Source organism: Variovorax sp. PAMC 28711 (assembly GCF_001577265.1).
Lineage (GTDB): Bacteria > Pseudomonadota > Gammaproteobacteria > Burkholderiales > Burkholderiaceae_C > Variovorax.
In genome coordinates this window covers 3751963-3776865 of the sequence record NZ_CP014517.1, presented here as the reverse complement: position 1 = coordinate 3776865, position 24903 = coordinate 3751963, and the positions used below count along the sequence as shown (strand labels likewise).

The 24903-nt window shown below is 65.9% G+C and carries 24 protein-coding genes, 1 tRNA gene and 1 riboswitch; of the genes, 10 read left to right on the top strand and 15 right to left on the bottom strand.

Annotated elements, in window-relative coordinates:
• Positions 1–9: 9 nt before the first annotated feature.
• Both AX767_RS18195 and AX767_RS21100 read right to left on the bottom strand, forming a co-directional pair.
• Entirely contained in the window at positions 10–933 is a 924-nt protein-coding gene (locus AX767_RS18195; RefSeq protein ID WP_068632607.1) for a cation diffusion facilitator family transporter, read from the bottom strand.
• Positions 934–960: 27 nt separating this feature from the next.
• Entirely contained in the window at positions 961–1554 is a 594-nt protein-coding gene (locus AX767_RS21100) for a DUF4142 domain-containing protein (RefSeq protein WP_168164838.1), read from the bottom strand.
• A gap of 117 nt (positions 1555–1671) precedes the next feature.
• Here AX767_RS21100 and AX767_RS21620 point away from each other — a divergent pair, with 117 nt between their 5' ends.
• Positions 1672–1989: a hypothetical protein gene (locus AX767_RS21620; RefSeq protein WP_068632605.1), complete on the top strand. Its 318-nt coding sequence runs from the start codon at positions 1672–1674 to the stop codon at positions 1987–1989.
• On the opposite strand, the gene AX767_RS18180 is transcribed toward AX767_RS21620, so the two are convergent.
• A complete protein-coding gene (locus AX767_RS18180) occupies positions 1990–3129 on the bottom strand; it encodes an MFS transporter (protein ID WP_082755165.1) in 1140 nt (379 codons plus the stop codon).
• A gap of 44 nt (positions 3130–3173) precedes the next feature.
• Positions 3174–3593 (bottom strand): RidA family protein, encoded by a 420-nt coding sequence (locus AX767_RS18175; RefSeq protein WP_068632603.1) that lies wholly within the window; start codon positions 3591–3593, stop codon positions 3174–3176.
• A gap of 56 nt (positions 3594–3649) precedes the next feature.
• Here AX767_RS18175 and soxR point away from each other — a divergent pair, with 56 nt between their 5' ends.
• Positions 3650–4120, top strand: coding sequence for a redox-sensitive transcriptional activator SoxR (gene soxR, locus AX767_RS18170; RefSeq protein WP_068632602.1), 471 nt, complete (start codon positions 3650–3652; stop codon positions 4118–4120).
• An 11-nt stretch (positions 4121–4131) separates the two neighbouring features.
• Here the strand turns inward: soxR and AX767_RS18165 are convergent, their stop codons facing one another.
• The 8 genes from AX767_RS18165 to cysS all read right to left on the bottom strand — a co-directional run bounded on the left by AX767_RS18165 (position 4132) and on the right by cysS (position 10807).
• Positions 4132–4965 carry an alpha/beta hydrolase gene (locus tag AX767_RS18165; protein WP_068632601.1) on the bottom strand — a complete coding sequence of 278 codons (834 nt, stop codon included), beginning with the start codon at positions 4963–4965 and terminating at the stop codon, positions 4132–4134.
• A gap of 11 nt (positions 4966–4976) precedes the next feature.
• Entirely contained in the window at positions 4977–5231 is a 255-nt protein-coding gene (locus AX767_RS18160; RefSeq protein ID WP_068632600.1) for a helix-turn-helix domain-containing protein, read from the bottom strand.
• 73 nt (positions 5232–5304) lie between these two features.
• Positions 5305–5397, bottom strand: a tRNA-Ser gene (locus AX767_RS18155).
• A 38-nt stretch (positions 5398–5435) separates the two neighbouring features.
• Positions 5436–6704: an aspartate kinase gene (locus tag AX767_RS18150; protein WP_068632599.1), complete on the bottom strand. Its 1269-nt coding sequence runs from the start codon at positions 6702–6704 to the stop codon at positions 5436–5438.
• 72 nt (positions 6705–6776) lie between these two features.
• Positions 6777–7745: a tRNA lysidine(34) synthetase TilS gene (tilS, locus tag AX767_RS18145; protein WP_082755069.1), complete on the bottom strand. Its 969-nt coding sequence runs from the start codon at positions 7743–7745 to the stop codon at positions 6777–6779.
• Between the two features lie 20 nt (positions 7746–7765).
• Positions 7766–8746: an acetyl-CoA carboxylase carboxyltransferase subunit alpha gene (locus tag AX767_RS18140; RefSeq protein ID WP_068633862.1), complete on the bottom strand. Its 981-nt coding sequence runs from the start codon at positions 8744–8746 to the stop codon at positions 7766–7768.
• 17 nt (positions 8747–8763) lie between these two features.
• Positions 8764–9417: a DNA-3-methyladenine glycosylase family protein gene (locus AX767_RS18135; protein WP_068632598.1), complete on the bottom strand. Its 654-nt coding sequence runs from the start codon at positions 9415–9417 to the stop codon at positions 8764–8766.
• A 13-nt stretch (positions 9418–9430) separates the two neighbouring features.
• Positions 9431–10807 carry a cysteine--tRNA ligase gene (gene cysS / locus AX767_RS18130; RefSeq protein ID WP_068632597.1) on the bottom strand — a complete coding sequence of 459 codons (1377 nt, stop codon included), beginning with the start codon at positions 10805–10807 and terminating at the stop codon, positions 9431–9433.
• 209 nt (positions 10808–11016) lie between these two features.
• Between cysS and AX767_RS18125 the strand changes: the two genes are divergently transcribed.
• The 5 genes from AX767_RS18125 to AX767_RS18105 all read left to right on the top strand — a co-directional run bounded on the left by AX767_RS18125 (position 11017) and on the right by AX767_RS18105 (position 14385).
• The gene (locus AX767_RS18125; protein WP_068632596.1) at positions 11017–11619 is read left to right on the top strand and encodes a tetratricopeptide repeat protein; all 603 of its coding nucleotides are present in this window, start codon (positions 11017–11019) and stop codon (positions 11617–11619) included.
• 61 nt (positions 11620–11680) lie between these two features.
• Positions 11681–12262, top strand: coding sequence for a peptidylprolyl isomerase (locus tag AX767_RS18120; RefSeq protein WP_156481079.1), 582 nt, complete (start codon positions 11681–11683; stop codon positions 12260–12262).
• A 32-nt stretch (positions 12263–12294) separates the two neighbouring features.
• Complete coding sequence (locus AX767_RS18115; RefSeq protein ID WP_068632595.1) at positions 12295–12807, top strand: peptidylprolyl isomerase; 513 nt, start codon at positions 12295–12297, stop codon at positions 12805–12807.
• Positions 12804–13577, top strand: coding sequence for a UDP-2,3-diacylglucosamine diphosphatase (locus AX767_RS18110; RefSeq protein WP_068632594.1), 774 nt, complete (start codon positions 12804–12806; stop codon positions 13575–13577). The genes AX767_RS18115 and AX767_RS18110 overlap by 4 nt, the downstream gene beginning before the upstream one ends.
• Positions 13578–13593: 16 nt before the next feature.
• A complete protein-coding gene (locus AX767_RS18105; RefSeq protein WP_068632593.1) occupies positions 13594–14385 on the top strand; it encodes a zinc-dependent peptidase in 792 nt (263 codons plus the stop codon).
• 16 nt (positions 14386–14401) lie between these two features.
• Here AX767_RS18105 and AX767_RS18100 read toward each other — a convergent pair whose 3' ends face one another.
• The gene (locus tag AX767_RS18100; RefSeq protein ID WP_068632592.1) at positions 14402–17263 is read right to left on the bottom strand and encodes a DUF349 domain-containing protein; all 2862 of its coding nucleotides are present in this window, start codon (positions 17261–17263) and stop codon (positions 14402–14404) included.
• A 106-nt stretch (positions 17264–17369) separates the two neighbouring features.
• Entirely contained in the window at positions 17370–21107 is a 3738-nt protein-coding gene (locus tag AX767_RS18095; protein WP_068632591.1) for a DUF748 domain-containing protein, read from the bottom strand.
• A 612-nt stretch (positions 21108–21719) separates the two neighbouring features.
• Here AX767_RS18095 and AX767_RS18090 point away from each other — a divergent pair.
• From AX767_RS18090 to nrdR, 3 genes are all read left to right on the top strand, one after another.
• Entirely contained in the window at positions 21720–22553 is an 834-nt protein-coding gene (locus AX767_RS18090) for a lytic transglycosylase domain-containing protein (protein ID WP_156481078.1), read from the top strand.
• Between the two features lie 23 nt (positions 22554–22576).
• Positions 22577–22708: riboswitch (ZMP/ZTP riboswitch) on the top strand.
• A gap of 42 nt (positions 22709–22750) precedes the next feature.
• Positions 22751–23995, top strand: a complete 1245-nt coding sequence (gene glyA, locus AX767_RS18085; protein ID WP_068632590.1) for a serine hydroxymethyltransferase — start codon at positions 22751–22753, stop codon at positions 23993–23995.
• Positions 23996–24014: 19 nt separating this feature from the next.
• A complete protein-coding gene (gene nrdR / locus AX767_RS18080; RefSeq protein WP_068632589.1) occupies positions 24015–24458 on the top strand; it encodes a transcriptional regulator NrdR in 444 nt (147 codons plus the stop codon).
• 13 nt (positions 24459–24471) lie between these two features.
• On the opposite strand, the gene AX767_RS18075 is transcribed toward nrdR, so the two are convergent.
• Positions 24472–24900 (bottom strand): type IV pilin protein, encoded by a 429-nt coding sequence (locus tag AX767_RS18075; protein WP_335338835.1) that lies wholly within the window; start codon positions 24898–24900, stop codon positions 24472–24474.
• Positions 24901–24903 lie beyond the last annotated feature (3 nt).

The following is a 24903-nucleotide window of genomic DNA, read 5'->3' as shown; positions in this document are numbered from 1 at the left end:
CGCTGATTCTTACCCGGTCTGCGCCTCGGAGTCCGGCGGCGCACCCGTCTCGATGAAGAGACGCTTGATCATCGGATAGCGCGTCTGGATGTCGCGCCGAAGCGCGGCCATCGCAGCAGCCGCTGATTCGGTCGACGTGCCGGCGTCGAAATCCAGATCGAGCGTCACAAACACATCGTCGGCACCGATGTACATCGACAGCACGTGGCCCACCTCGCTCACGCCGGGTTGCGCCAAGGCAAGGCGCCGGATCTCACGCGCCGTTTCAGGCTGGACGCCCTCGCCGATCAAGAGCCCACGCGATTCGCTGATGAGCACGACCGCCACGCCGGCCAGCAAGATGCCGATGAGCACCGAAGCCACGCCGTCGAGCACGGGCATGTCGAGCTGGTGACTGGCAAAAATGCCGAGCCCCGCGATCGCCAACCCCACCAGCGCGGCCGAATCTTCTGCCAGCACGGTGTAGGTCGTCGGGTTCTTGCTGCGGTGCAGCGATTTCCAGAACGGCCGCCCCTTGGACTCCAAATGGAACTGACGCAGCGCGATGGCGAAACTGGTGCCTTCGAACAACGCGGCAGCGCCGAGCACGATGTAGTTCCAGGTCGGGTCTTTCATGGGCTCCGGGTCTCGGATGTGCTGCACGCCTTCGTACAGCGAGATGCCGCCGCCGAGTCCAAAGATCAGCACCGCGACGATGAGGCTCCAGAAGTAAAGCTCTTTACCGTGGCCGAACGGATGTTCTTCTGTGGCCGGGCGCTTGCTCAGCTTGAGCCCCACCAGCAACAGGATGCCGTTGAACGTGTCGACCGCCGAGTGGATGCCCTCGGACAGCATCGCTGAGCTGCCCGTCACGCCTGCCACGATGAACTTGGTGACCGCAATCGCGACGTTGGCGCCGATCGCGCCGTAAATGGCTATTTTCGATTCGGCCATGGCCCCAACGTCACTGAGCGGCGGCGATCACGGAAGACGGATGGCTTCAGCAGCGGCCAGATGACGCTCGAGCACCGGCAGTGTCTTCGCCGCCCACATCTTCAAGTCCTTGTCACGCGAAGAGCGCGCCGCCGTTGCGTACGCCTTGACCGCTGCTTTGTGGTCTTCGATGCCGGCCTGCCGGATGTAGGCCGCATCGAAAGCGACACCCGACTGGCCGCTGAGCGATGCGACGAAAGCCTCCTGTTTGTCAGACATTTTGGCGGGCAATCCGTCGAACGACTTCGACTTGGCGAGCGCCTGCAATTGCCGGTTGGCTGCGGTGTGGTCGGTGAGCGTCATCCCGGCGTACTTCTTCACCTCGGGCAATTGGGCGCGGGTGGCCGCGAGCTTCGCCGCCTCCACTTCATAGAGGCCTGACTCGGCCGCCTCTTTCATGAAAGCGCGCTCGTCGCTGGCCAGACGCATCGCTGCGGGGGCATTGGAGGCGCTATCGACGGCCCATACCGGCGCGCTGATGGCACCGAGGGCGACAACGATGAAACTGAGGAGCGGGTGGCGGCAGCGGGCATTTTTCATTGTCAAAAGGTAGCGAAGAACCAACAAAAGCCGCGCGCGCATACAGAGCATGCCCCGGTAGGACGGCCTCCCGAGTGCGCCGCACGCCCCACGTGAATACACTTGGGGCCCGGCGAGCATTGCGCATATTTTTAAATTGTTTCCCAAACCACGAGATCCATGGCCCGACAACCTCTGAAACTGCGTCTCGGCAACGAGTGGCAGATGTTCGCGCAGCCCCACGCGGACTACCGCCTGCTTGGCACCGTGCAGGACGGCATGCAGATCGGCGCCCTGGCCCAGACACAAAGCGGCGGCTATGTCCAGCTGAACGGCGACGTTGTGCGCGAACTCAACACCAGCCGTGTCGAACATGCCCTGGATCGCGTCACCGGCGCGTCGCGTGACGGCTTCCGCGGCGTCGTGGCCGCGCCGGTGGCGCCGACGCAAACGACTGTGGTGATCAAGAAGCGCCGCCGCATCCCGACGCCCGTGTAGTCAGGCGCCGGGCCGCACGAGCCGCTGATCGCGCCAGAGCGCGCAACCCGCAGCGGCCGCCAGCGCCGCGCCCAGCGCACAGGCGGCCGTCCAGCCACCGAGACGCCATGCCAACGCACCCAGCGCCGAGCCGGAAGCGGCGCCGGCGAAGTAGCTCGTCATGTAGACCGCATTGATGCGCGAGCGGGCCTCGGGTGCCAGTTTGTAGATCACGTTCTGGTTGCTGATGTGCACACCGGGCAGACCGATGTCGATGATCAGCATGCCCAGCAGGAACCAGCCGAGACTGTCGATGCCGCGCCACAGAAAGAACCAGCCCGCCGCCATGAGCAGCACCGAGACCGCCGTCGTCGCCTGGCCCCAGCCGCGGTCGGCGAGCCGGCCCGCGACGCTGGCCATCAATGCGCCGGCCACGCCGACGAGTCCCACCATGCCGATCTGCACGTCGGTCATCGTGTGGCCCGGTCCCGACAGCATGAGCGCCATCGTCGAGAACAGCACGCTCACGGACGCGAAGCTCAGCGCACCGATCAGCGAGCGGCTGCGCAGACGCGGATGCGCGCGCAACAGCGTGACGAGCGAGCGCAAGGTGCGTGCATAGCTCTGCGGCGCCGGGTTGCGTGACGAGGGCAAGACGCGCCAGAGCATCGCGGCGACGACCACCATCGCGATGCCGGCAACGCGGTACACCGTGTGCCAGCCACCCGCCGCCGACAGCAGGCCGGCCACGCTGCGCGCCGCCAGAATGCCGGTGAGCAGCCCGCTCATCATCAAGCCGACCGCGCGACCGCTTCGGCGCGGGTCGGCCAGCGTCGCGGCCAGTGGCACCAGCGTCTGCGCCGCGACCGAGAACAGGCCGGTCATCGTGGTACCCACGACCAGCATGGCCAGCCCGGATGCGAAGCCGCTCACCAGCAGCCCCACCGCGGCCAGCAGCATCAGCCCGACTGCCAGTCCGCGCCGCTCGAGCTTGTCCCCGAGCGGCACGAGCAGCAACAGGCCGCAGGCATAAGCCACCTGCGCCAGCGTGACCGTCGATGCCGCTGCCGCATCGCTGATGTGCAGCCCGAGCGCGATGGAGTGCAGCAACGGCTGGTTGAAGTAGTTGCTGCCGGCGCACAACCCGGCGGCGACCGCCATCAGCAGCAGCACCGGCGTGCGCAGGTGCGCGGGCGCGGCGGTGCTCAACGCGGCGCCCCCGTCGGCACGACTGCGGTGGCCTCGATTTCGAACAGCATGCCGTCGAGCGCAAGCCGCGGCACCGGGATGAGCGTGCAGGCCGGTTCGCGGCCTGGTGGCCAAGCCGCGCGCAGGGCCCGGCTCAGAACGGCGAGCCGAGCCTCGCTGTGGTCGACGATGAGCACGACCAGCCTGACCACATCGGTCCCGCGCGCACCGGCCGCCGAAAGTGCCGTCTGGAGATTGCGCAGCGCCTGATCGACCTGCCGTTCAAAACCGGGCGGCAGGACGCCATCGGCGTCCTCGCCGCCCTGGCCCGCCACGTAGATCAGGGTTGCAGGTGCGTGCGCGACGACCACGTGCGAGTAACCGTTGGGCTGCGGGTCGTAAAGGCCCGGCGGATTGACAAAGGTGAGCAGGTTCATGCCGCGAAGTATTCAACCTCAACTAAACTTGAGGTCAAGCACTTTTTGAAGGTCCCATGCCACGCACGCTACCGGCCATCACGACCATCGAAGAGACACCCGCCGTGCTCAGCGTCGGCGAAGTCGCCCGGCGCAGCGGTCTAGCGGTGTCGGCACTGCACTTCTACGAAGCCAGGGGGTTGATCCACTCGCTGCGCAGCGACGGCAACCAGCGGCGCTACCCGCGCTCGGTGCTACGGCGCGTCGCGGTCATCAAGGTGGCCCAACGCACCGGCGTGCCGCTGGCGTCGATCGCGCAGGCCTTGCAGTCGTTGCCTGAAGCCCGTACGCCCAATGCGGCCGATTGGCGCCGCCTCTCGCGCGAATGGAAGCAGGAACTGAATGCGCGCATCCAGGCGCTCACGCAACTGCGCGACCAACTGGACGGTTGCATCGGTTGCGGCTGCCTGTCGCTCAAGGCCTGCCCGCTGCGCAACCCGGCGGACACGCTGGTCAACGAAGGACCGGGGCCGCACTTTCAGAGCTGACCGCGGTGACGCTACGCAGCCTCGGGCGCTGCCAGCACGCTGGTCAGTGCGAAGTCCACGAGGTGAAGCCAGGTCACTTCGAGATCGATGATGCTGTGGTGATCGGAACCGGCGATCGTCTGCACCGATACGGGCGTCGGCCAGGCCTCAATTAGGCGCGCAGAGCGTGCCGGCAACACCACATCGTCCTGTTCGGCCAGCAGCACCTGCGTCCTGGCGGCGACGCCGACGCAGTGCGCGAGCGAATTGAACTGATGCCGCAGCAGCAGCGACAGCGGCACCAGCGGAAAGCGCTTCTTCGCCACCTCCAGCATCGAGTCGTACGGCGTGATCAGCTGCAGGCTCGCGAAGGCCTGCTGCGCCACGAGCTGGATCGCCACGCCAGAGCCCAGGCTCCGACCGACGACATGCAGCCGCGCCTGCGGAAAAGCACGGCGCAAATGATTGGCGAACTGCGCGGCATCCGCCACCGAGGCAATCTCCGACGGATGGCCCTCCGAGTCCGCCACGCCGCGGTAGTTGACCGCCGCAAAGCCGAAGCCTTGCGGCAGCCAGTGCAATGCCTTGGCGGTGGCACGCACATCCTCGCCGCGGCCCGCGAAGTAGATGAACAGGTCCCGCAACGACGCTTCGCCTTGCGGGTGATAGACGTAGCCGCGCACCATCCCGCCGGGGACCGGGTGGGAGTAGGTGGAAAACTCGGCCGACAAGTGCACGACCGGCAGCTTGCGCGCGTCGAAGAGGATGTCGCCTTGGCGGGTTGCGAGCAGCGCCCAGTAGGCAGCGATGCCGCCGAGCGCGGCGGCCGACACCGACAGTGCGGCGCGATGGACTCTGGATGGCAAGTAGCGATCCCTCAAGATTCTGCCGAGACCCACGCCGCACGCAGTCCGTACAGCGCCAGCAGACCGAGCACATGGCCCACCGCCACGCCCGGCTCACCGGATTCGACGCGCGCGATGGTCTGGACATGCACGCCGAGCCGGCCCGCCGCGACGGCCTGCCCCTCACCAGCGCCGATGCGTGCCTGCTTTGCAGCAAGACCCATCGCCTTGATCGCCTGGAGCGTGGTGTCGTCAATGTCGACCGAAACTCGTTTGCCTTGTGCCATGTCGGAAGTATCAGTGGATGCGGCGGAAATGAAAAAAGCCGTTGATAAACAACGGCTTTTTTACGATTTGCATTGGCGGAACCGGAGGGATTCGAACCCTCGATGAGGCTCTACACCCCATACTCCCTTAGCAGGGGAGCACCTTCGGCCACTCGGTCACAGTTCCTGAAAGACAGCCGGCATTATGCCAGTTTAAGTGGCGCTTCAAGCCGGCGGTTGGTCCAGATCGAAGGCTTTGTGCAGTGCGCGCACCGACAGTTCCATGTACTTCTCGTCGATCACGACCGACGTCTTGATTTCGCTGGTCGAGATCATCTGGATGTTGATGCCTTCTTCGCTCAGCACCCGGAACATCTTGCTCGCCACGCCCACATGGCTGCGCATGCCGATGCCGACGATGCTGACCTTGCAGATCTTGGTGTCGCCGACGATCTCCGCGGCGCCGAGCGTCGGCAGCACCTTGGCCTTGAGCAGGTCCATCGCCTTGGCGAATTCGTTGCGGTGCACCGTGAAGCTGAAGTCGGTCTTGCCGTCCTTGCTCAGGTTCTGGATGATCACGTCGACCTCGATGTTCGCATCGGCGATGGCACCGAGGATGTGATACGCGATGCCCGGCTTGTCGGGCACGCCCAGCACCGAGATCTTGGCCTCGTCACGGTTGAACGCGATGCCCGATACGACGGCTTGTTCCATTTTTTCGTCTTCCTCGAAAGTGATCAGCGTGCCGGACTTGGCTTCTTGAACGATGTCGATGTCCCACGGCGTGAAGCTCGACAGCACACGCAACGGAACCTTGTACTTGCCGGCAAATTCGACCGAGCGGATCTGCAGCACCTTGGAGCCGAGGCTCGCCATTTCGAGCATCTCTTCGAAGCTCACGGTCTTGAGGCGCCGTGCGTCGGGTTCGACGCGCGGATCGGTCGTGTAAACACCGTCGACGTCGGTGTAGATCAGGCACTCGTGCGCCTTCATCGCGGCGGCGATCGCCACGGCCGAGGTGTCGCTGCCGCCGCGCCCCAGCGTCGTGATGTTGCCTTCGTCGTCCACGCCCTGGAAGCCGGTGATCACCACCACCTTGCCGGCGTCGAGATCAGCACGAACGCGCGTGTCGTCGATGCTTTCGATGCGCGCCTTGGTGTAGGCGCTGTCGGTGCGCACCGAGACCTGCCAGCCGGCGTAGCTCACCGCTTCCATGCCTTCGGCCTGGAGCGCGATGGCGAGCAGCGCGGACGACGCCTGTTCGCCCGTCGAGGCCAGCATGTCGAGCTCGCGGTTGTGCGCATCGGTGGATTTACCGGCGGCGAGTTCCTTGGCAAGGCCGAGGAGGCGATTCGTCTCGCCGCTCATGGCGCTTGGAACGACGACCATCTGGTGGCCGGCCCGCGCCCACTTGGCGACGCGCTTGGCGACGTTCTTGATGCGCTCGGTCGAGCCCATCGACGTACCGCCGTATTTGTGAACGATCAATGCCATGGGTGAGAAATCAGAGGAAAAAAGAGGGCCGCTTTTCAAAAGCGGCACGCCTGCAACCGACGGGCGAGAAGCCTACGGTGAGGGCGCGGAATTGTACCAATGCAGATGGCTGCCTCGTCGCTCGACGAATCCGCCAGCCACCTTGAGCGCGATGCGATGGCCGCGCGTGGTGCATGCCGCCACCTGGCTTTGCAGTTGGTCGAGCTGCGCCGTGCTGGGGGCCACGCCATGCGCCCGCTGCAGCCAGTGGCGCAACACGTTCGCCTGACGCGCCTTCGAAAGCGCTTGCAGCCCGACGAGGCTCGGTGGCTCGCCCAGCTGGGCAAGGTCGAGCGCAGCGAACTCGTCGAGCAACGCCTGCGCCTGTGCGGCATGGCGGGCGCTGCGCGCGAGCGTGGCACGGAACTGATCGAAGGTCTGGTCGAGCGCAGGCAGCAGCACCGCGCGAATGCGGTTGCGTGTGAAGCGGGTGTCGGTGTTGCTCGGGTCGTCGATCCAGGGCAGCGCACGGTCGGCCAGCCAGCGGCGAATGTCGGCAGCGTCGACCGCCAGCAGGGGCCGATGCAACATCAACCCGCCGCGCAGCGTTTGCGCCGGCATGGCCGACAGGCCCGGGAGGCCCGCGCCGCGCGACAACGCGAGCAGCAGCGTCTCGACCTGGTCGTCCGCGTGATGGCCGATGGCGATCGATTGCACGGGCGGTTGGACCGTCCCCATGCGGGCCATCGCCAGCAACGATGCATACCGCGCGTCGCGGGCGGCGGACTCGGGGCTTTCTCCGGGCGCATGCGTTGCATCGACGCGGCGGCTCTGCAGCGGCACGCCGATCTGCTCACAGACCGCGACGCAGTGCCGCTCGAAATCATCTGCTGCGGCCTGCAGGCCGTGATGCACGTGAAAAGCGCGAACCTGGCCGGGCCAGCGCTCGGCGCATGCGACGAGCAGCGCGGTCGAATCGGCGCCTCCGCTGAATCCGACCGCCAGCGGCAAGGCGGGCTCGAAGGCCGCGATGGCCTGCTCAAAGGGCATGAAATGCGCCATGGGGAGGCGCCGTCGCTCGCCTACTTGCCGTTGTCGGCTTTGGTGTCCGAGAAGCGGCCGTAGCTTTGCAGCCGTTCGTAGCGACGATCGAGCAGTTCCTTCACTTTCAGGTCGCTGACCTGCCGGAACGCATCGTTGAGCGCGCGCTTCAGGAAGGCGGCCATCTGCTTGTGGTCGCGGTGCGCGCCACCGACCGGCTCGTTCACGATCTTGTCGACCAGACCCAGTGCCTTGAGGCGGTGCGCGGTGATCCCGAGCGCGTCGGCCGCTTCCTTTGCCTTCTCGCTGGTCTTCCAGAGAATCGACGCGCAGCCTTCCGGGCTGATGACCGAATAGATCGAGTACTGAAGCATCACGAGCTGGTCGCCGACCGAAATCGCCAGCGCGCCGCCGGAGCCGCCCTCGCCGATGATCGTCACGATGATCGGCACTTCGAGCTGCGCCATCTCGAAGATGTTGCGGCCGATCGCCTCCGACTGACCGCGCTCTTCAGCGTCGATCCCGGGGTAAGCGCCCGGCGTGTCCACGAAGGTGAACACCGGCAGCTTGAACTTCTCCGCGGTCTTGAGGAGCCGCAACGCCTTGCGATAGCCCTCGGGCTTGCTCATGCCGAAATTTCGGGCAGTGCGCTCCTTGGTGTCGCGCCCTTTCTGATGGCCGATGACCATGCAAGGCACGCCATTGAAGCGCGCCAGGCCGCCGATGATCGACAGGTCGTCCGAGAAATGCCGGTCGCCGTGCAGTTCGACGAAATCGGTGAAGATTTCATGGACGTAGTCGAGCGTGTAGGGGCGCTCCGGATGCCGGGCGATCTTGGTGATCTGCCAGGGCGTCAGGTCGCTGTAAATGTCTTTGGTGAGTTGCTGGCTTTTCTTGCCGAGCTGATCGATTTCTTCCGAGATGTCCACCGCCGATTCGGTCTGGACATATCGCAGTTCTTCGATCTTGCCTTCGAGTTCCGCAATGGGCTGTTCGAAGTCGAGGAAGGTTCGTTTCGCCAACGTCTTCTCCTGTGTTTTCAATACGCGACCGGAACCGGGTCGAGCGATCGCCAAATATACCAAGTCGCCACGCTGCAATAAGGAGCCCAGGCCACCGCCACCTCGCGCGCATCGCTGCGGCTCACGGGGTCGCCCGAGAAGTAGCTGGCGCTGATGCCGTTGAGCAGGCCGACGTCGTCGAGCGGCAGCACGTTCGGCCGCATCAGATGGAAGATGAGGAACATTTCGGCCGTCCAGCGGCCGATGCCGCGAATGGCGACGAGCTCTTCGATGATGAGCTCGTCGGCCATGTCTTTCCAGGCGTCGACGTGCACCGCGCCCGAATCGAAATGGATGGCGAGGTCGACCAGGTATTCGATCTTGCGGGCTGAGAGCCCGGCCGCCCGCATGTCGTCGACCTTCAGCTTCAGCACGCTGGTCGGCGCCATCTTGCGGGGCAGCGCCGCGAACCGGTCCCACACGGTCTGCGCCGCCTTGACCGAAATCTGCTGGCCCACGATGCTGCGCGCCAGGGTGGTGAACGCATCACCGCGCGACTCCAGCCGGACATCGCCGAACTGCGGGATGAGCCGCTTCATGACGCGGTCTTTCTTTGCCAGATGCTTGCACGCCTCTTCCCAGTAATCGGGCGTGAAGATTTCGATGGCAGGTGGTTTTTTGGTCGCAGGCACGCGGGTCCTCAGTTCACTGCGCCGAAGCCCAGGTGGTGCCCGTGGGCGAGTCTTTCAGCACGATGCCGTGGTCGAGCAGTTGCTGGCGAATGCGGTCGGCTTCGGCGAAGTTCTTGGCCGCCTTGGCGGCCGCGCGTGCCGCGATCGACACCTGAATGGACGCGTCGTCGATCACACTGCCCGCCTGCAGAAAGGCCTGGGGATCGCCTTGCAACAGCCCCAGCGTCGCGGCCAGCGCCTTCAACACGCCGGCCAGGTCCGACGAGCGCGTGCGATTGATTTCGCCGGCCAGGTCGAACAGCACGGCGATCGCTTCGGGCGTGCCGAAGTCCTCGTCCATCGCCGCCTTGAAGCGCGCGGCATGCGGTTGCGTCCAGTCGATCGCCCCCTCGGCCGGCGTCACGCTGCCGAGCGCCGTGTACAGGCGCTTGAGCGAATTGCGTGCGTCGTCCAGATGCACGTCGCTGTAGTTCAGCGCGCTGCGGTAGTGCGTCCGCACGAGGAAGAAACGCAGACTTTCGGCATCGTATTTCGCGAGCACTTCGCGGATGGTGAAGAAGTTGCCCAGGCTCTTGGACATCTTCTCGTTGTCGACGCGAACGAAGCCGTTGTGCACCCAGAAACGCGCGAGCGGCTTGCCGTGCGCGCCTTCGCTCTGCGCGATCTCGTTCTCGTGGTGCGGGAACTGCAGGTCGGCACCGCCACCGTGGATGTCGAAGGTTTCGCCGAGCGTGGCGCAGCTCATCGCAGAGCACTCGATGTGCCAGCCGGGGCGTCCGGTGCCGAAATGACTTTCCCACTTGGCATCGGCAGGCTCGGCCGGCTTGGCGGCCTTCCACAGCACGAAATCGAGCGGGTCTTCCTTGCCATCGAGCACCGCGACGCGCTCGCCGGCATGCAACTCATCGAGCGATTTGCCCGAGAGCTTGCCGTAGCCGGGAAACTTGCGGACCGCGTAGTTCACGTCGCCGTCGTCGGCGCGATACGCGAGCCCCTTCTGCTCCAGCGTGTGAATCAGCTCGAGCATCTGCGGGACGTAGTCGGTCGCGCGAGGTTCGATCGTCGGAGGCTCGATGCCCAGCGCGCCGATGTCCACGTGCATCGCGGCGACCGTCTCTTCGGTCAGTGCGCGGATCGTGATGCCACGCTTCACCGCGCGCTCGATGATCTTGTCGTCGATGTCGGTGATGTTGCGCACGTAGGTGACGGCGTAGCCACTCGTACGCAGCCAGCGTTGCACCACATCGAAAGCCATCATCATTCGCGCATGGCCGATGTGGCAAAGGTCATACACCGTCATGCCGCACACGTACATGCGGACCTGGCCGGGTTGCAGCGGAGAAAACTCCTCCAGGTCACGCGACAGCGTGTTGTAGATGCGAAGACTCATGAAGGCTCGGAAAGCGGCACTTCGCGCCCAGAAGGCAGGGAGCGCGAACGGTGTTTGTCAGGGGCAATGGGGTGCAGCGACAAGGCGATTCACAGGACCCCTCGGCTACAATCGTCCCCAGTATAAACGGCCGTCGCGCCTGCTTTCCGGGTGTTTTTCGAGGCCCGCGTCCATCCCCTTTCGCGTTCATTCGCTTTCTCCGAGGCTTCATGAAGCACGCCCTGTTCTCCCGACTCTCTCTCGCCACCGCCCTGCCCGCCGCCCTGTTGCTGGCGCTGCTGAGCGGTGCGGTGCATGCCGACGACTACAGCGACGTCAACGTGCTGCTGCGCCAGGGCAAGTCCACCGAGGCACTGGCCAAGGCCGATGCCTACATCGCCGGCAAGCCGCGCGACCCGCAAATGCGCTTCCTGCGCGGCGTGATCCTCACCGAGCAAGGCAAGCAAGCCGATGCGACGGTGGCCTTCACGCAGCTCACGCAGGACTTCCCCGAACTGCCCGAGCCCTACAACAACCTCGCCGCGCTGTATGCCGCGCAGAGCCAGTTCGACAAGGCGCGCGCTGCGCTCGAAATGGCGATCCGCCTGAACCCGAACTACGCGACCGCTTACGAAAACCTGGGTGACGTGTACGCGCGCCTCGCCGCGCAGCAATACACCCGCGCGCAGCAGTTCGCATCGGCCAACGCCACCGTCGCGCCGAAGCTCACGCTGATTCGCCAGCTCTTCGGTACGCCCACGGCCGCCGCGCCGGCGCAAGCGCCGCTGCCGGATGCGCCGGTCACGGTGCGCAAGCCGGTTCGCGCCAAGTAACTTCGCGTTGGCCGCCCGGCAGGTGCGGCGCCCCTTCCATCTTTTGCCACCGAGGTCGCTCTTGAACATTCACGCCTTCTCCCGCCGCAGCGCTGTGCTGCTCGTCGCATCGTTCGCGCTCTGCGCTACTGTCTGGGCGCAAAGCGCACCACGCGTGAAGCTCGCCACCTCGGCCGGCGACATCGTGCTCGAACTCGATCCCGCCAAGGCACCGAAGACCGTCGAGAACTTCCTGCAGTACGTCAAGGACAAGCACTACGACGGCACGGTGTTCCACCGCGTCATCGACAACTTCATGGTCCAGGGCGGCGGCTTCACGGCCGACATGCAGCAAAGGCCGACGCGTGCGCCGATCGCGCTGGAGGCCGGCAACGGCCTGAAGAACGACAAGTACACCGTGGCTATGGCGCGCACCGGCAACCCGAACTCGGCCACCTCGCAGTTCTTCATCAACGTGAAGAACAACGACATGCTCAACGCGCCCAACCCCGATGGCTACGGCTATACGGTGTTCGGCAAGGTCGTCGCGGGCACCGACGTCGTCGACAAGATCCGCGCCGCGCGCACCGCCGTCAAGGGCGGCATGCAGGACGTGCCGGTCGATACCATCACCATCCAGTCCGCCACCGTGGTGGCGAAGTAACCCGCCTCATCCGAAGCAACAAGGAGCACCTCATGAGCAACCCCCAAGTCGAACTCAGCATCAAGAACCACGGCGTGATCACGCTCGAACTCGATCGCGCCAAGGCGCCGAAGTCGGTCGAGAACTTTCTGGCTTACGTCAAGAAAGGTCACTACGACAACACCGTGTTCCACCGCGTGATTCCCGGCTTCATGGTCCAGGGCGGCGGCTTCGAGCCGGGCATGACGCAAAAGCCGACGGCCGCTGAAATCGAGAACGAAGCCAACAACGGCCTGAAGAACAACAACTACACCGTGGCCATGGCACGCACCAGCGCACCGCACTCGGCCACCGCGCAGTTCTTCATCAACATCTCCGACAACGCCTTCCTCAACCACACCGCACCGTCGGCACAAGGCTGGGGCTACGCCGTCTTCGGCAAGGTCACCGGCGGCACCGACGTGGTCGACAAGATCAAGGCTGTCAAAACCGGCCGCAAGGGCTTTCATGACGACGTGCCGCTCGAAGACGTGGTGATCGAAAAGGCCACCGTCACCGTGGAATGACCGATGACGCGACGGTGATGGCCGAGCTGGTCGCACCCGCCAGCTGGCGCACCGTCGACCTCCTCTCCGACCTGCACCTGCAGGCGCACGAACCCGCCACCTTCGACGCGTGGCGAGGTTATCTGGAGACCACGCCGGCCGATGCCCTCTTCATCCTCGGCGATCTGTTCGAGGTGTGGATCGGCGACGACGCGGCGGCGCAACCCGGCTTCGAAGCGGAGTGCGCCGAACTGCTGCGCAGCACGGCCGAGCGCTTGCCAGTGTTTTTCATGCACGGCAACCGCGACTTCCTGGTCGGCCCGGCGCTCGCAGCGCAGAGCAGCTTCAGGTTGCTCGACGACCCGACCGTGCTGGTGCTGCATGGCACCCGCTGGCTGCTGAGCCACGGCGACATTCTTTGTCTCGAAGACACCGACTATCTCGCCTTTCGCGCGCAGGTGCGCACACCCGAATGGCAAGCCGCCTTCCTCGCGCGGCCGCTCGAGGAACGTCGTGCCCTCGCCCGTTCGATGCGCGAGCAGAGCGAGGCGCGCAAGCACACCCCCGGCATGGTGTGGGCAGACGTGGACAACGAGGCCGCGCGGGCGTGGCTTCGGCAAGCCGACGCCGACACGCTGATCCACGGCCACACGCATCGGCCCGCCCACCACGAGCTGGGCGATGGCCTGCAACGCATCGTTTTGAGCGACTGGGACGCTGCGGCGCACCCGCCGCGCGCGCAGGTGCTGTGCCTCTCGACCGCCGGCGCGCAGCGCGTCGACCTGCGCTAGCCGCGCGCCGCCGACGATGTTCAAGTGGTTGCGCAACCTGCGCGCCCTCCCCGAAATCCCCGAAGCGGGTTGGCAGGCGACGCTGGCCCGCTACCCGTTCCTGGCCGCGCTCAGCACGCCGGAACGCACGCAGCTCCGCACGCTGGCGGCCGAGTTCTTGCGCGACAAGGAATTCCACGGCGCGCACGGCTTCGTCATCACCGACGAAGTGGCGTTGGCAATCGCGGCACAGGCCGTGCTGCCCGTGCTGCACCTGAAAGGCGGGCTGGCCTGGTACGACGATTTCGTCGGCGTGGTGGTGCACTCTTGCGAGGTCGTGGCGCAGCGCACCCACATCGACGAGGCGGGCGTGGTCCATCAATACCAAGAAGTGGTCGCGGGCGAAGCAATGGAGCGTGGCCCGGTCATGCTGAGCTGGCAGGACGTGCTGGCCAGCAGCATCACAGACGACACGGGCTACAACGTCGTCGTTCACGAGTTCGCCCACAAGATCGACATGCGCGCCGGCCAGGCAGACGGCTGCCCACCGCTGCCACCGGGCTTCGCCGGGATGCAGAGCGCCCGCGAGGCACAGGCGATGTGGCTCACGACCTTGCAGACGGCCTACGAGACCTTTCGGGAGCAGACCATCGTGGCCGAGCGTTTCGGGGGCGACGCACCGTGGCTCGACGCCTACGGCGCCGAGTCGATCAGCGAATTCTTCGCCGTCGCCTGCGAGGCCTACTTCGTGAACAGGCCACGTTTCGCCGCCGAGTTTCCGGCGTTGCGCCGGCTGTTCGACGAATTCTTCCAGCCAGAACGGGCCTGACAGCCCGCCCTGCCTGTCACTTGCGTAGCAGCGCCTTCAGGGCGTTCTGCAGGCGGCGTGCCGACGCAGCGTCGTGCGCCGCAGCGAGCACCTTGCCGGCGTCCTGACCCCAGGTCTGTGCCGGTGCGGGGTCACCACGCCGGGTGAGCAACTTGAGCTGCAGCGCGCGGCGCGCATCGAGTTGATCCGCAGGCGTCGGCACTTCGGCGGCCATTTCGAGGCGCAACAGCGCCTCGGCGGCATCGTTGCCACTGGCCGGCGTTGCCCCCACCGACTGCGACCAGGCCGTGCGCACCGCCGGCGTCACCGCGCGGCCAAGTTCCTGGACGCTCGGCAGCTGCGAGGCATCGCGCTTTTCCCATGCGCCCAGCACTTGCGACAGCGCCTCGCCATGCGCCTGCGCCGCGAGCTTGCGCAGCGCGAAGTCGGCACGTTCGAGGGCTTCGCGTTGAGCACGGAAAGCCGCGTCGCCCAGACGCGGGCCGCGGTCTTCGAAACGTGGCGGACGATCGCCGAAACGCCCGCCCGGTGCGCCGCGGTCGCCACGATCACCGCCGCGGTCGCCACCCGGACGTCCAGGTCCGCCGGGGCCGGAACGGCTGTCGCGGCGGTCGCCGAACTTGCCGCCGCCACGCGTTGCGGCGGCGGCGTCGTTCTTCTTGCTGCCAGGGCGGTCGTCGCCGCGCATGGCCACCACTGGCTTCGGTGCCGGCTTGGGGGGCGCTGCGGGCGCCGCCGCAGCAGCCGCTTCGTCGGCCGGCGTGTCCGCCAGCGCACCGGCGTCGGCGCTGCCTTCGGGCGCGATCAGGTCGCGCGGTGCGGTCGCCTTCGCATCGCCTTCGATTTCGGGTTCAGTCGATTCGACGCGCTTGTCGTCTTCGGCCGGGGCACTGCTCGGCTGCGCGCTCTCCGCAAACTCGTTCGCAGCCTGCTCCGGCGCGACGATTTCGGTCGCGCCTTCGGAAGGACCGTCCGGCGCGGTGGTCGGTGCCGGCGCCGACACCGGTGCGGCAACCGGCGCTGGCGGTGGCGCCTCGCCTCGCATCGCACCCTCGAGGCGCGCGATGGCGGCACGGATCTTCTGCACATCGCCGCCAGCGTTGGCGGCGTCGAGTGCCTTGGAAGCGTCGAGCACATGGCGGTCGTGCTCGCTCATCGCGCCAGAAACCTTTTCGCGCTCGGCGGTCTTGCGGTTGAAGGCTTCGTCGATGGGCGCGCGGAACGCGTCCCACAGCTTTTGTTCCTGGCGGCGGTCGAGCGGCACGCTCTGCGCCTCGGCCTGCCAGCGCTGTTGCAGCGCCTTGACCGCGTCGATGCGCAGCATGGGCTGCGCGCCGAGCTCGGTCGCTTCGGAGATCATGGCCTGACGGCGATCGAGGCTGGTCTTCTGAGCGGATTCGAAGGGCTCGCGCGCGGCGCCGAAGGCATCGTTCCACAGCGGCTGCAGTTCGGCAAACACCTTTTCGCCGACATGACCGGCATCGCGCCAGCGGTCGGCGAACTGGTGCAGCGCGCGGTTGTGCGCCTTCAGGTCGGACCCGGCGGCATGGGCCGCGGCCCAGGCCTTCACCTCCTCGATCAGCGCGATGCGGTGCGCGCGATGTTCGACGGCGTCGGCGCGCACCTTGTCGAGCCAGGCTTCGACCACCTTGTGCGCTTCGTTGCACGCTTCGTCAAAGCGCTTCCAGAGTGCGTGATTCGGCACACCGCCCTGGTCGGCCTGCTTCCACTGGTCGCGCAGCGTGCGCAGGGTTTCCTGCATCTTGCGACCACCGAGTGCCTGGCCTTCGGGACGCTTGAGCAGGCCTTCGGCCCGGGCGACGAGGTCTTCGCGCACCTTGTCGGCGCTCCAGCGCTGCCAGCCTTCGAGTTCACCGGCGGCGATCAACGCAGCGTGCACGCGGGCTTCGAGTTCGGACTCGACCAGCTTGCCGTGCTGCTTCAGCACCGCGCGCAACGCGGCTGCGGCACCGGCGCTGGCCTTGCCGTGTCCTTCGGCGGTTTCCTGTTCGAGCTTGCCGAGCGCCGCCGTCACTGCGTCCTGCGCGGCTGCGCGGACCGACGGATCGACGGCCGGCTTCGCAGTCTTGACCGGCGCAGCCTTGGGCGCGACGGCCTCACCGCGTGCAGCTCGGAGCTCGTCGGCCCACACCGGCACCGGCGGCAGCGGCGCCGCGGCGTCGGCTGCGGCGGCTTGCGCCAGCACGAGTGCACTGTGGAAGGCATCCGACACGATCAGCAGCTGCGCCTTCGACGCATCGAGCTGCGGCGCGAACTTGGCGTCGAGGCTGCTCCAGTTGGCATCGGCGGCGATCGCGTCGGCCTGCTCTTTCCAGTGCGCGACGTCGCCACGCAAAGATTCTTCGGCGGACTGGGCGTCCTGCCAGCCCTTGGTCGACAGCACCTCGAAGCGCTGGGCCAGCAGCACGGCCGCCTCGCGGTGCACCTGCGCACGGTGCTGCAGATCTTCGATGCCCTTCACCCGTTCGGCGAGCTGGCCCTTGAAACCGGCGAGCGGCTCACGCGACAGCGGTGCGCCGGCCTTGGCCGCGTCGCGCTGCCAGGCGAGCGCGTCGGCGATGTTGAGCTTGCCTTGCGCCAGCAGCGCCTCGGCCTTCTGCGCCCACTCGGCGCCGATGGCTTCCTGGCCCTTGGCGCGCTTGATTTCGTCGAGCTTTTCGCGCAGCAGGCGCGCAGCGCCCTTGTCGCGGCCGCTCAGTTCCTTGAACACCTCCTGCATCAGCTCGGGCGTGGGATTGCCGGCGAGCCAGTCGCGGATGCGCCCTGCGCGCTCTCCGGAAGTCGATGCGGTGAAGGCGCCGCCGGTCAGCGTGTCGAGGGCCTGAATGTCGTGGGGCTTGGAAGAAGTTGAAGTCACTGCGCGGATGAACGTTGTCTTGTCTGAGGGAAATGCGAAGGCGCCGGGGTACTGGGAAGTACGGACCGGCGCACCGCTCCATTTTCACCGACTTGGGGCCCGCCCGTCAGCGGGTCGCCAGATTGAGCTCGGCGCCGGGTTTCCAGTCGGTGCCGCTGGCGTTGGTGCGCACCGCGCCGAGGAACAGTCGTTCGCTCGGCAGCTTTTGCGCCAGAAGGTAGTCGCGCACGACGGCGCCGCGCTCCACGGCGAGCTGCCGGATCGACTCTTCATCGGCCGGAATGCTGGTGAGTAACAGGTCTTCCATCTCTTTTTGCGGCAGGTCTTTCGCGAGGCCGACCATGTTGCGTGGCTTGGTGATGTCGGCGCGCTTGTAGACCGCCGTGAGCAGCTCGGGGTATTCGGCGTCGGTCACCGGCGCCACGTCGGTGGCATCCTTGCCGGCGCGGGCCGCGATGCGGCGCTTTTCGGCCTGGGTGAGTTGGCGCAGCCGCTGGCGTTGGTAGGCGTCCTTTTCTTTTTCGAGGTTGGAGGTGCCGACCACGGTCATCTGCAACGCGGGGCGATCGGTCAGCGCCTTGGCCACCTTGTCGAGACTTTCCTTGGCGCCCGCACTGAGCGTCGCGCTGCCGGCATCGAAAACGATCGCGCTCGACTCGCCGGAACCGCCGCCGAGGCCGCCCGTCAACAGGCTGAACGGCGCCGTCGCGGCCTTGGCGATGAGGTTGATGATGGCCTTGAAGATCAACGGGCCAATGCTGAACTGCGGGTCGTTGAGGGACCCGCGCAATGGCAGGTCGACGTCGATCACGCCGTTGCGGTCGGACAGCAGCGCCACCGCGAGCCGCACCGGCAGGCTGTTGGGCGCGCCCTTCACTTCCTCGCCGAACTGCAGCTGGTTGAGCACCAGCTTGTTGGCGGCCGTGAGCTGGCCATCGGCGGCGATCTTGTAATTGACGTCCATGCTCATCTTGCCGCGCTCGATGCCGTGGCCCGCGTAGCGCACCGAATACGGCGAGAGCGGCGCCAGGTCGAGGTCGCGCATCTTGGCGGTGATGTCGAGCTCCAGCGGCTTGACCAGCGGATTCAGCTTGCCGGTGATTTCCAGCGCCGCGGTTTGCTGCGCCTTGCCGCGCAGTTCGAGGTCGGCCAGCGCGACCTTGCCGTCGGCGCCCGGCGCGGGCCTGGACGAGAACGCGCTGAGCTTGCCGGTCAGTTCGCTCAGGTCGGCCGAATAGTTCGGCTTCACGAACAGATCGGTGAAGTCGATCTTGGCGTTGACCAGGCTCATCGGACCGAAGTTGATCTCCGGTGCCGGGCCGGCTTCGGCGGCAGGCGCTGCGGCAACGACGGGCGCGGATGCCGCAGTGGCGGGCGCCGGCGCCGTGGTGGTCGTGGTGCCGCCGAGGCTGCGGCGGCTCGTGGCATCGGTTGTGGCTTGTGCCTTGGCGGCGCCTTCCTGCTCGCCTTTTTTTGTCAGGTTCTGCAGGTTCAGCCGGCCCGTCGGGTCGACGATCACGCGCGCGAACAGGTCGGTGAGCGTGGTCTCGCGCACGTCCACGCCGAGCGGCGCGCCCGGCGCCATGGCGACTTGCAGCCCCCGCAGGTTGAGCGTTTTCCAGCTCAACAACTGGTTGGTGCTGCGGTCGAAGCCCGGCGATTCGGTCAGCGACACGCTGTTGGCGCGGAAGTCGTCGAGCGCGGTATCCCCGGCCAGCTTGAGGCTGATGCCGGCCGTCGCCTGCGCGAAGCGCACCGTGCCGCGGTAGCTTGCGAAGGCGCGACGGATGTCGACGTTGAGCACGTCGCCGTAGTACGCCTTGAACGCGTGCGCCGGGAACGATGCGACTTCGAGCCGACCTTCCGCCGACACCGGCTTGAGCACGACGTTGCCCTTGTAGTCGAAGCGGCCCGCGTCCGCGCGCCCGGCGCCGATGCGGCCGGACACCTGCAGCGGCGACACGCCGGCCGTGTCGGGCGCGATCTTCTGGGCGCTCACCTTGAGCGCGGTGATCTCCACCGCCACCGGGGTCGCGCTGGCCTTGTCGGCGTAGCTGATCGCGCCGTTGTCGACGGCGAAGGTGCCGATCGTCAGCGCCCAGGGCGTCGTGTTGGCGGCCGGCGCGGCGGGCGCGTCCGCAGCTGCGGGCTTGGGCGCGGCGACCTTGGCATCGCCGCCTGCCGGCGCCCGCAGCCAGCGATCGAACATCCAGCGCTTCTCGCTGTCGCGCTCGATCCGCATTTTCGGATTCGTCACGGTGAACGAAGCGATCGCGAGCGTGTGCTTCGTCATGTCGACGTCGGCATCGGTCAGTTCGAAACGGCCGACGCTCGCGAGCGCCGTCTTGGCCTGCGTCAACGCGAGGCCGTCGAGCGACAGCTTGCGCGCCTTGAATTTCAGGTCGGGGTTGGCCCAGGCGATGTCGATCTGGCCGCTCAGCTTGCCGTCGAGCGTCGGCTCGAGGCTGCGGGCGAGGTACGGCGCGGCGAGCGACAGCGGCAACGCGTCGACTTCGGTTTGCACGTTCGCGATCTTGTCGGTGGCCTCGCCCTTGAACTTGAGCGATGCCCCGGCGATGGTGGTCGCGCCGCTGATCCGGGCCGGCTGGGTCATCGGCCAGGTCACGCCGCTGACGTCGACGTTCAGATCCTTGACGTCGACCGCAGCGGCCGGACGGGTGGTTTCGTCGCGCCAGCCGATGCGACCGCCGTCGAGCGCGACCTTGTCGACCTGCACGCGCAGCGCCGCCTTCTTTTCGGGTTCTTTCTGCGCGGCGGCACTCGCAGGTGCCGCAGGAACCGCCACCTTCACCGTGGCGCCGGTGCCGGGATCGGTCGCCAGCAAATTGAGCTTGCCCTCGGCATCCCGCGCGACGGCAAGTTGCGGGCCCGCCAACGCAACCTCGCTCAGGTGGACGACGCCCTCGAGCGGCCGAACGTCGGCCAGCGCGAGCTTGAGCGAATCGAAGCTGAGCAGGTCGCGGCCCCGCGCATCGGCAACTTTGGTGTTGTGCGCCTCGATCGTGCCGCTGATCTTGAGGCCGCCCGACTGCGCGCGCTCGAAATCGACCTTGAGGTTGGCGTCGAGCGTGCCGGCCTGCAGTTTGGCCGGCAAGCCGCCCGGGATGTAGCCGAGGTAAGGGGCGAGGTCCAACCCGGTGAACTGGATCTGCGCGTCGGTCTTGCGGTTGTCGGCGAAGGGCGTACTGAAGGCGGTCGAATCGAACTTGCTGCCGTTGAGGACGAAGTCCAGCTTGGGCTCCGTCTTGATTTCGCGCTGGGACGTGAGGTTGCTCAGGAAAGGCACGTTCAACACGAAGTCACGCAACTCGTGCTTGCGGCGAACTGTCTGGTCGTCGAAGTCGACCGCGCCGTCGTTGATCTTGATGTTGTAGACCGCGAAGCGCGCCGGATCGCTCTTCGGGTCGGAAGGCGCACTCGCCAGCTTCGCGAGGATGTCGTCGATGTCGTACTTGCCATCGGCCAGGTGCGTGAGCTGGACCGTCGGGGCATCGATGGTCAGCGCGTCGATCACCGGCGCAAGACGCAACGCCGACTGGAGTTCGGCATCGACATAGATGCGCGAGACGGCCAGTTGCGATTGCTTGCCGTCGGCCGTGGCCACGCGCAGATCGCTGAGCGTGAGTTCGAGCGTCCAGGGCTTGAAGTCGATCTTGCCGACCGTGACCTGTCGCCCCAGTTTCTCGCTGGCGATCTTCTGGATCTGACTCTTGGCAATCGGCGGGACAGCCAGCCATGCTACGGCCCAGATCACCAGCAAGGCCAACACCGCGACGATCCCACGTCGCACCCACTTGTTCTGTTTTATCGAAGCAGCGTTCATTGAAACGGAGTGTGCCGCAAAGCCTTCGGACAGGTCCATGAACAAGAAAGCCCGGTGACGCGACGCGAAGTCTTGTCACCGGGCTCGATGGCGGGTCGAAAACCCATGCCATCTTTTCGCGCAACCGGAAGTTCAATCGTTCCGTTTGCACGGGTGGCAAAAGATTGCCACCGAGAGTGGCCTCGATCGCCGAACCACCGGGCTTGACGCCGTGGGTTGCAGGACCTGGGCAGATGCCTGAATCAACAGGCATCTGCAGGTTAGACCTCCGGCTCGCGCTTTGCAAATCGGATTTGCAATCGAATATTGCGGGGCGATTTATGCAGTAATGCGCAGTTGTATTTATATGTAAATTAGAATATCAACCCTATTTGTTATTCTTGACCGTGTATGTAGCGGCTCCTAGAATCCGCGTTGCCCTGTGATGCCAAGCGCCCGGGCCCCTCTCTCAATCTGAAGAATCCGCTGCCGAGTCTCTCGGCTTGATCAGGCTGCCGCGCTCACTCCCCCTCCGCGCGGACCCGATCCGTACCCATCCAACGACGTCGCTCTTCGAACGGCAACCCCTTGATTGGGTTGCACGCTCCAGGCGCCGGACCGAAAGGAAGAGCGATGAAACTGGCTATGGAAGCCACAGCCAAAGGGCTACGGACCTTCGTGTCCGATGTCACCGACGGCTTTTTCGAAATCACCCACAACGGTTTTGCGTTGCTCGGATTGGCGATCGTGTTTGCTGCCCTCGCACTCGTGGCGCGCCCCGACCTGCGTCAGACCGGAGAAGACCAGCTGATGGGCTGGCTCCAATCCCGCAAGCCCGCGCCGGAAGCGACCGACCTCGAGCCCACCGCCATCGAGCGGACCACGGCGGCCAGTCCGCTGGACCTGCCCAAGCAGCAAGCCGCCGTTGCTTACTGGCTCAGCAAGAAGTACCGGGTTGCGGCGGAACCGTTGAGCGTGCTGGTCGCCGAGGCCTACGACATCGGCAAGCGGACCAAGCTCGACCCGACGCTGATCCTCGCGATCATGGCGGTGGAATCCAGCTTCAATCCGTTCGCGCAGAGCCAAGTGGGCGCGCAAGGCCTGATGCAGGTCATGACGCGGATCCATGGCGACAAGTACGAGAGCGCGGGGGGCACGCTGACGGCGTTCGATCCGGTGACCAACATGCGCGTCGGCGTCAAGGTGCTGCAGGAATGCATCGCCCGTGCCGGTTCCGTGGAGCGCGGCCTGCGCTTCTATGTCGGCGCGGCCAATCTGGAAGACGACGGCGGCTATGCCGCCAAGGTTCTGGCGGAGCATGAACGCCTGCGCCAGGTCGCTGGCGGTCGCACACCTTCGATCACGCCGGCGTTGCCGGGCCTGCGCACGCAGCCGATCCCGGTGGTGGCGCCTGCCAAGCCGGAAACCACCAATACCCAGAAGGTCGCGCTGCTCGGCGACCTGTAATTGCGGGAGCGGTCGGCTACACTCGCCGGGCACGCGACTGGCGATAGGCACACCCCCTCTTGAAGGTATTTGTGCTGACGTGGAACACCACTGGGAAGCGTGCCGCCTGCGGGATTTCTTGAGCAGGCGTTCAGCCGTTCGCCTGGGCAGCCCTTGTTTGCTAGAACAACAAGGATCTTCGTCTTCAAAGGACTGCCATGTACTCACGCAATCATCTCGTCGCCCAGACCGATCCCGAAATCTGGGCCGCCATCCAGGCCGAGAACGCCCGCCAGGAACACCACATCGAGCTCATCGCGAGTGAAAACTACGCGTCGCCGGCCGTCATGGCTGCGCAGGGTTCGCAGCTGACCAACAAGTACGCCGAGGGCTATCCCGGCAAGCGCTACTACGGTGGCTGCGAGCACGTGGACGTGGCGGAGCAACTGGCCATCGACCGGATCAAGCAGATCTTCGGCGCCGACGCAGCCAACGTGCAGCCGCATTGCGGTGCCTCGGCGAACGAGGCCGTCATGCTGGCGTTCCTGAAGCCCGGCGACACCATCATGGGCATGAGCCTGGCCGAAGGCGGTCACCTGACGCACGGCATGCCGCTCAACATCAGCGGCAAGTGGTTCAACGTGGTGAGCTACGGCCTGGATGCCAAGGAAGAAATCGACTACGACGCGATGGAACGCAAGGCGCACGAATCGATGCCTAAGCTCATCATCGCGGGCGCGTCGGCCTACTCGCTGCGCATCGACTTCGAGCGCTTCGCCAAGGTCGCGAAGGACGTCGGCGCGATCTTCATGGTCGACATCGCCCACTACGCAGGCCTGGTGGCCGCGGGCGTGTACCCCAACCCGGTGCCCCACGCCGATGTGGTCACGTCCACCACGCACAAGAGCCTGCGCGGCCCGCGCGGCGGCATCATCCTGATGAAGTCGCAGCACGAGAAGGCGATCAACAGCGCCATCTTCCCCGGCCTGCAGGGCGGCCCGCTGATGCACGTGATCGCGGCCAAGGCGGTGGCGTTCAAGGAGGCGATGGCGCCGGAATTCAAGACCTACCAACAGCAGGTCGTGAAGAACGCGCAGATCGTGGCGGACACACTGACCCAGCGCGGCCTGCGCATCGTGAGCGGCCGAACCGAAAGCCACGTCATGTTGGTCGACCTGCGTGCCAAGGGCATCACCGGCAAGGAAGCCGAAGCCGTGCTGGGCGCCGCGCACATGACGATCAACAAGAACGCCATCCCGAACGATCCGGAAAAGCCGATGGTCACGAGCGGCGTGCGCATCGGCACCCCCGCAATGACGACGCGTGGTTTCAAGGACGAAGAGGCGCGCATGACGGCCCACCTGATCGCCGACGTGCTGGAGAACCCGCGCGACCCCGCGAACATCGACGCCGTTCGCGCCAAGGTGCACGCGCTGACCAGCCGCTTCCCGGTCTACGGTTGAACGCCGTCAAGGTGGTCGCATGAAATGCCCTTTTTGCAGCCACCTTGAAACGCAGGTTGTCGAGACCCGCGTCTCGGAAGACGGTGACTTCGTACGCAGGCGGCGCCAATGCGGCGCCTGCGACAAGCGCTTCACCACCTACGAGCGGCCCGACGTCAATTTCCCGGTTGTCGTGAAAAAGGACGGCAGCCGGGCCGACTTCGATACCAACAAGGTGCGCGCATCGATGATGCTGGCGCTGCGCAAGCGCCCTGTGAGCATCGAGCAGATCGACGGCGCCTTGCTGCGCATCGAGCAAAAGCTGCTGGCCAGCGGCCTTCGGGAAATCGAATCCACCAAGGTGGGTGAACTCGTGATGCGCGAGCTCAAGCGCTTGGACAAGGTCGCGTACGTGCGGTTTGCCTCGGTGTATCGCAGCTTCGAAGACGTGGACGAGTTCAGGCAGCTGCTGCGGGATATCTGAGCCTGGCGCGGCCTCAGCGGCTCCAGCAGCGCTGAACCGTCGCTGGGTCGCTGCCCGTTGATGTGCCTTTCTGTCCCAGGTTGTCGAGGCTGAGCGTGCCGCACTCGTCGGCCGCCTGCGCGCCCTCTGGCACCGCCTGCAACAAGAATGCAGCATCGGAAGCGCTGAAGGCGCTCACGACATAGTTCGCTGCGCCCTGCGCCGGCGACTGGCGCAGACCGTCGGGCAACACCGGGCTCGTCCCGGACGGGTACTTGAAGTTCACCGTGTAGGAACGCTCCATCCATTGCGCGGCCTGCAGCAACACTTGCTTGGCATCGGCCCGCTTGGCGCGCATGACGTAGCGCGTGTAGCTCGGGTAGGCAATCGCGGCAAGGATGCCGATCACCGCCACCACGATCAGCAGTTCGACGAGCGTGAAGCCCGGGTTTCGGTCTCGCACTGT

Excerpts from the sequence above, each read along its gene's own strand:
- AX767_RS18195 (WP_068632607.1), bottom strand. The coding sequence starts at position 933 with ATGGCCGAATCGAAAATAGCCATTTACGGCGCGATCGGCGCCAACGTC.
- AX767_RS21100 (WP_168164838.1), bottom strand. The coding sequence starts at position 1,554 with ATGCGCGCGCGGCTTTTGTTGGTTCTTCGCTACCTTTTGACAATGAAA.
- AX767_RS21620 (WP_068632605.1), top strand. The coding sequence starts at position 1,672 with ATGGCCCGACAACCTCTGAAACTGCGTCTCGGCAACGAGTGGCAGATG.
- AX767_RS18180 (WP_082755165.1), bottom strand. The coding sequence starts at position 3,129 with ATGGCGGTCGCCGCCGGGTTGTGCGCCGGCAGCAACTACTTCAACCAG.
- AX767_RS18175 (WP_068632603.1), bottom strand. The coding sequence starts at position 3,593 with ATGAACCTGCTCACCTTTGTCAATCCGCCGGGCCTTTACGACCCGCAG.
- soxR (WP_068632602.1), top strand. The coding sequence starts at position 3,650 with ATGCCACGCACGCTACCGGCCATCACGACCATCGAAGAGACACCCGCC.
- AX767_RS18160 (WP_068632600.1), bottom strand. The coding sequence starts at position 5,231 with ATGGCACAAGGCAAACGAGTTTCGGTCGACATTGACGACACCACGCTC.
- AX767_RS18150 (WP_068632599.1), bottom strand. The coding sequence starts at position 6,704 with ATGGCATTGATCGTTCACAAATACGGCGGTACGTCGATGGGCTCGACC.
- tilS (WP_082755069.1), bottom strand. The coding sequence starts at position 7,745 with ATGGCGCATTTCATGCCCTTTGAGCAGGCCATCGCGGCCTTCGAGCCC.
- cysS (WP_068632597.1), bottom strand. The coding sequence starts at position 10,807 with ATGAGTCTTCGCATCTACAACACGCTGTCGCGTGACCTGGAGGAGTTT.
- AX767_RS18125 (WP_068632596.1), top strand. The coding sequence starts at position 11,017 with ATGAAGCACGCCCTGTTCTCCCGACTCTCTCTCGCCACCGCCCTGCCC.
- AX767_RS18115 (WP_068632595.1), top strand. The coding sequence starts at position 12,295 with ATGAGCAACCCCCAAGTCGAACTCAGCATCAAGAACCACGGCGTGATC.
- AX767_RS18110 (WP_068632594.1), top strand. The coding sequence starts at position 12,804 with ATGACCGATGACGCGACGGTGATGGCCGAGCTGGTCGCACCCGCCAGC.
- AX767_RS18105 (WP_068632593.1), top strand. The coding sequence starts at position 13,594 with ATGTTCAAGTGGTTGCGCAACCTGCGCGCCCTCCCCGAAATCCCCGAA.
- AX767_RS18095 (WP_068632591.1), bottom strand. The coding sequence starts at position 21,107 with ATGAACGCTGCTTCGATAAAACAGAACAAGTGGGTGCGACGTGGGATC.
- AX767_RS18090 (WP_156481078.1), top strand. The coding sequence starts at position 21,720 with ATGAAACTGGCTATGGAAGCCACAGCCAAAGGGCTACGGACCTTCGTG.
- glyA (WP_068632590.1), top strand. The coding sequence starts at position 22,751 with ATGTACTCACGCAATCATCTCGTCGCCCAGACCGATCCCGAAATCTGG.
- nrdR (WP_068632589.1), top strand. The coding sequence starts at position 24,015 with ATGAAATGCCCTTTTTGCAGCCACCTTGAAACGCAGGTTGTCGAGACC.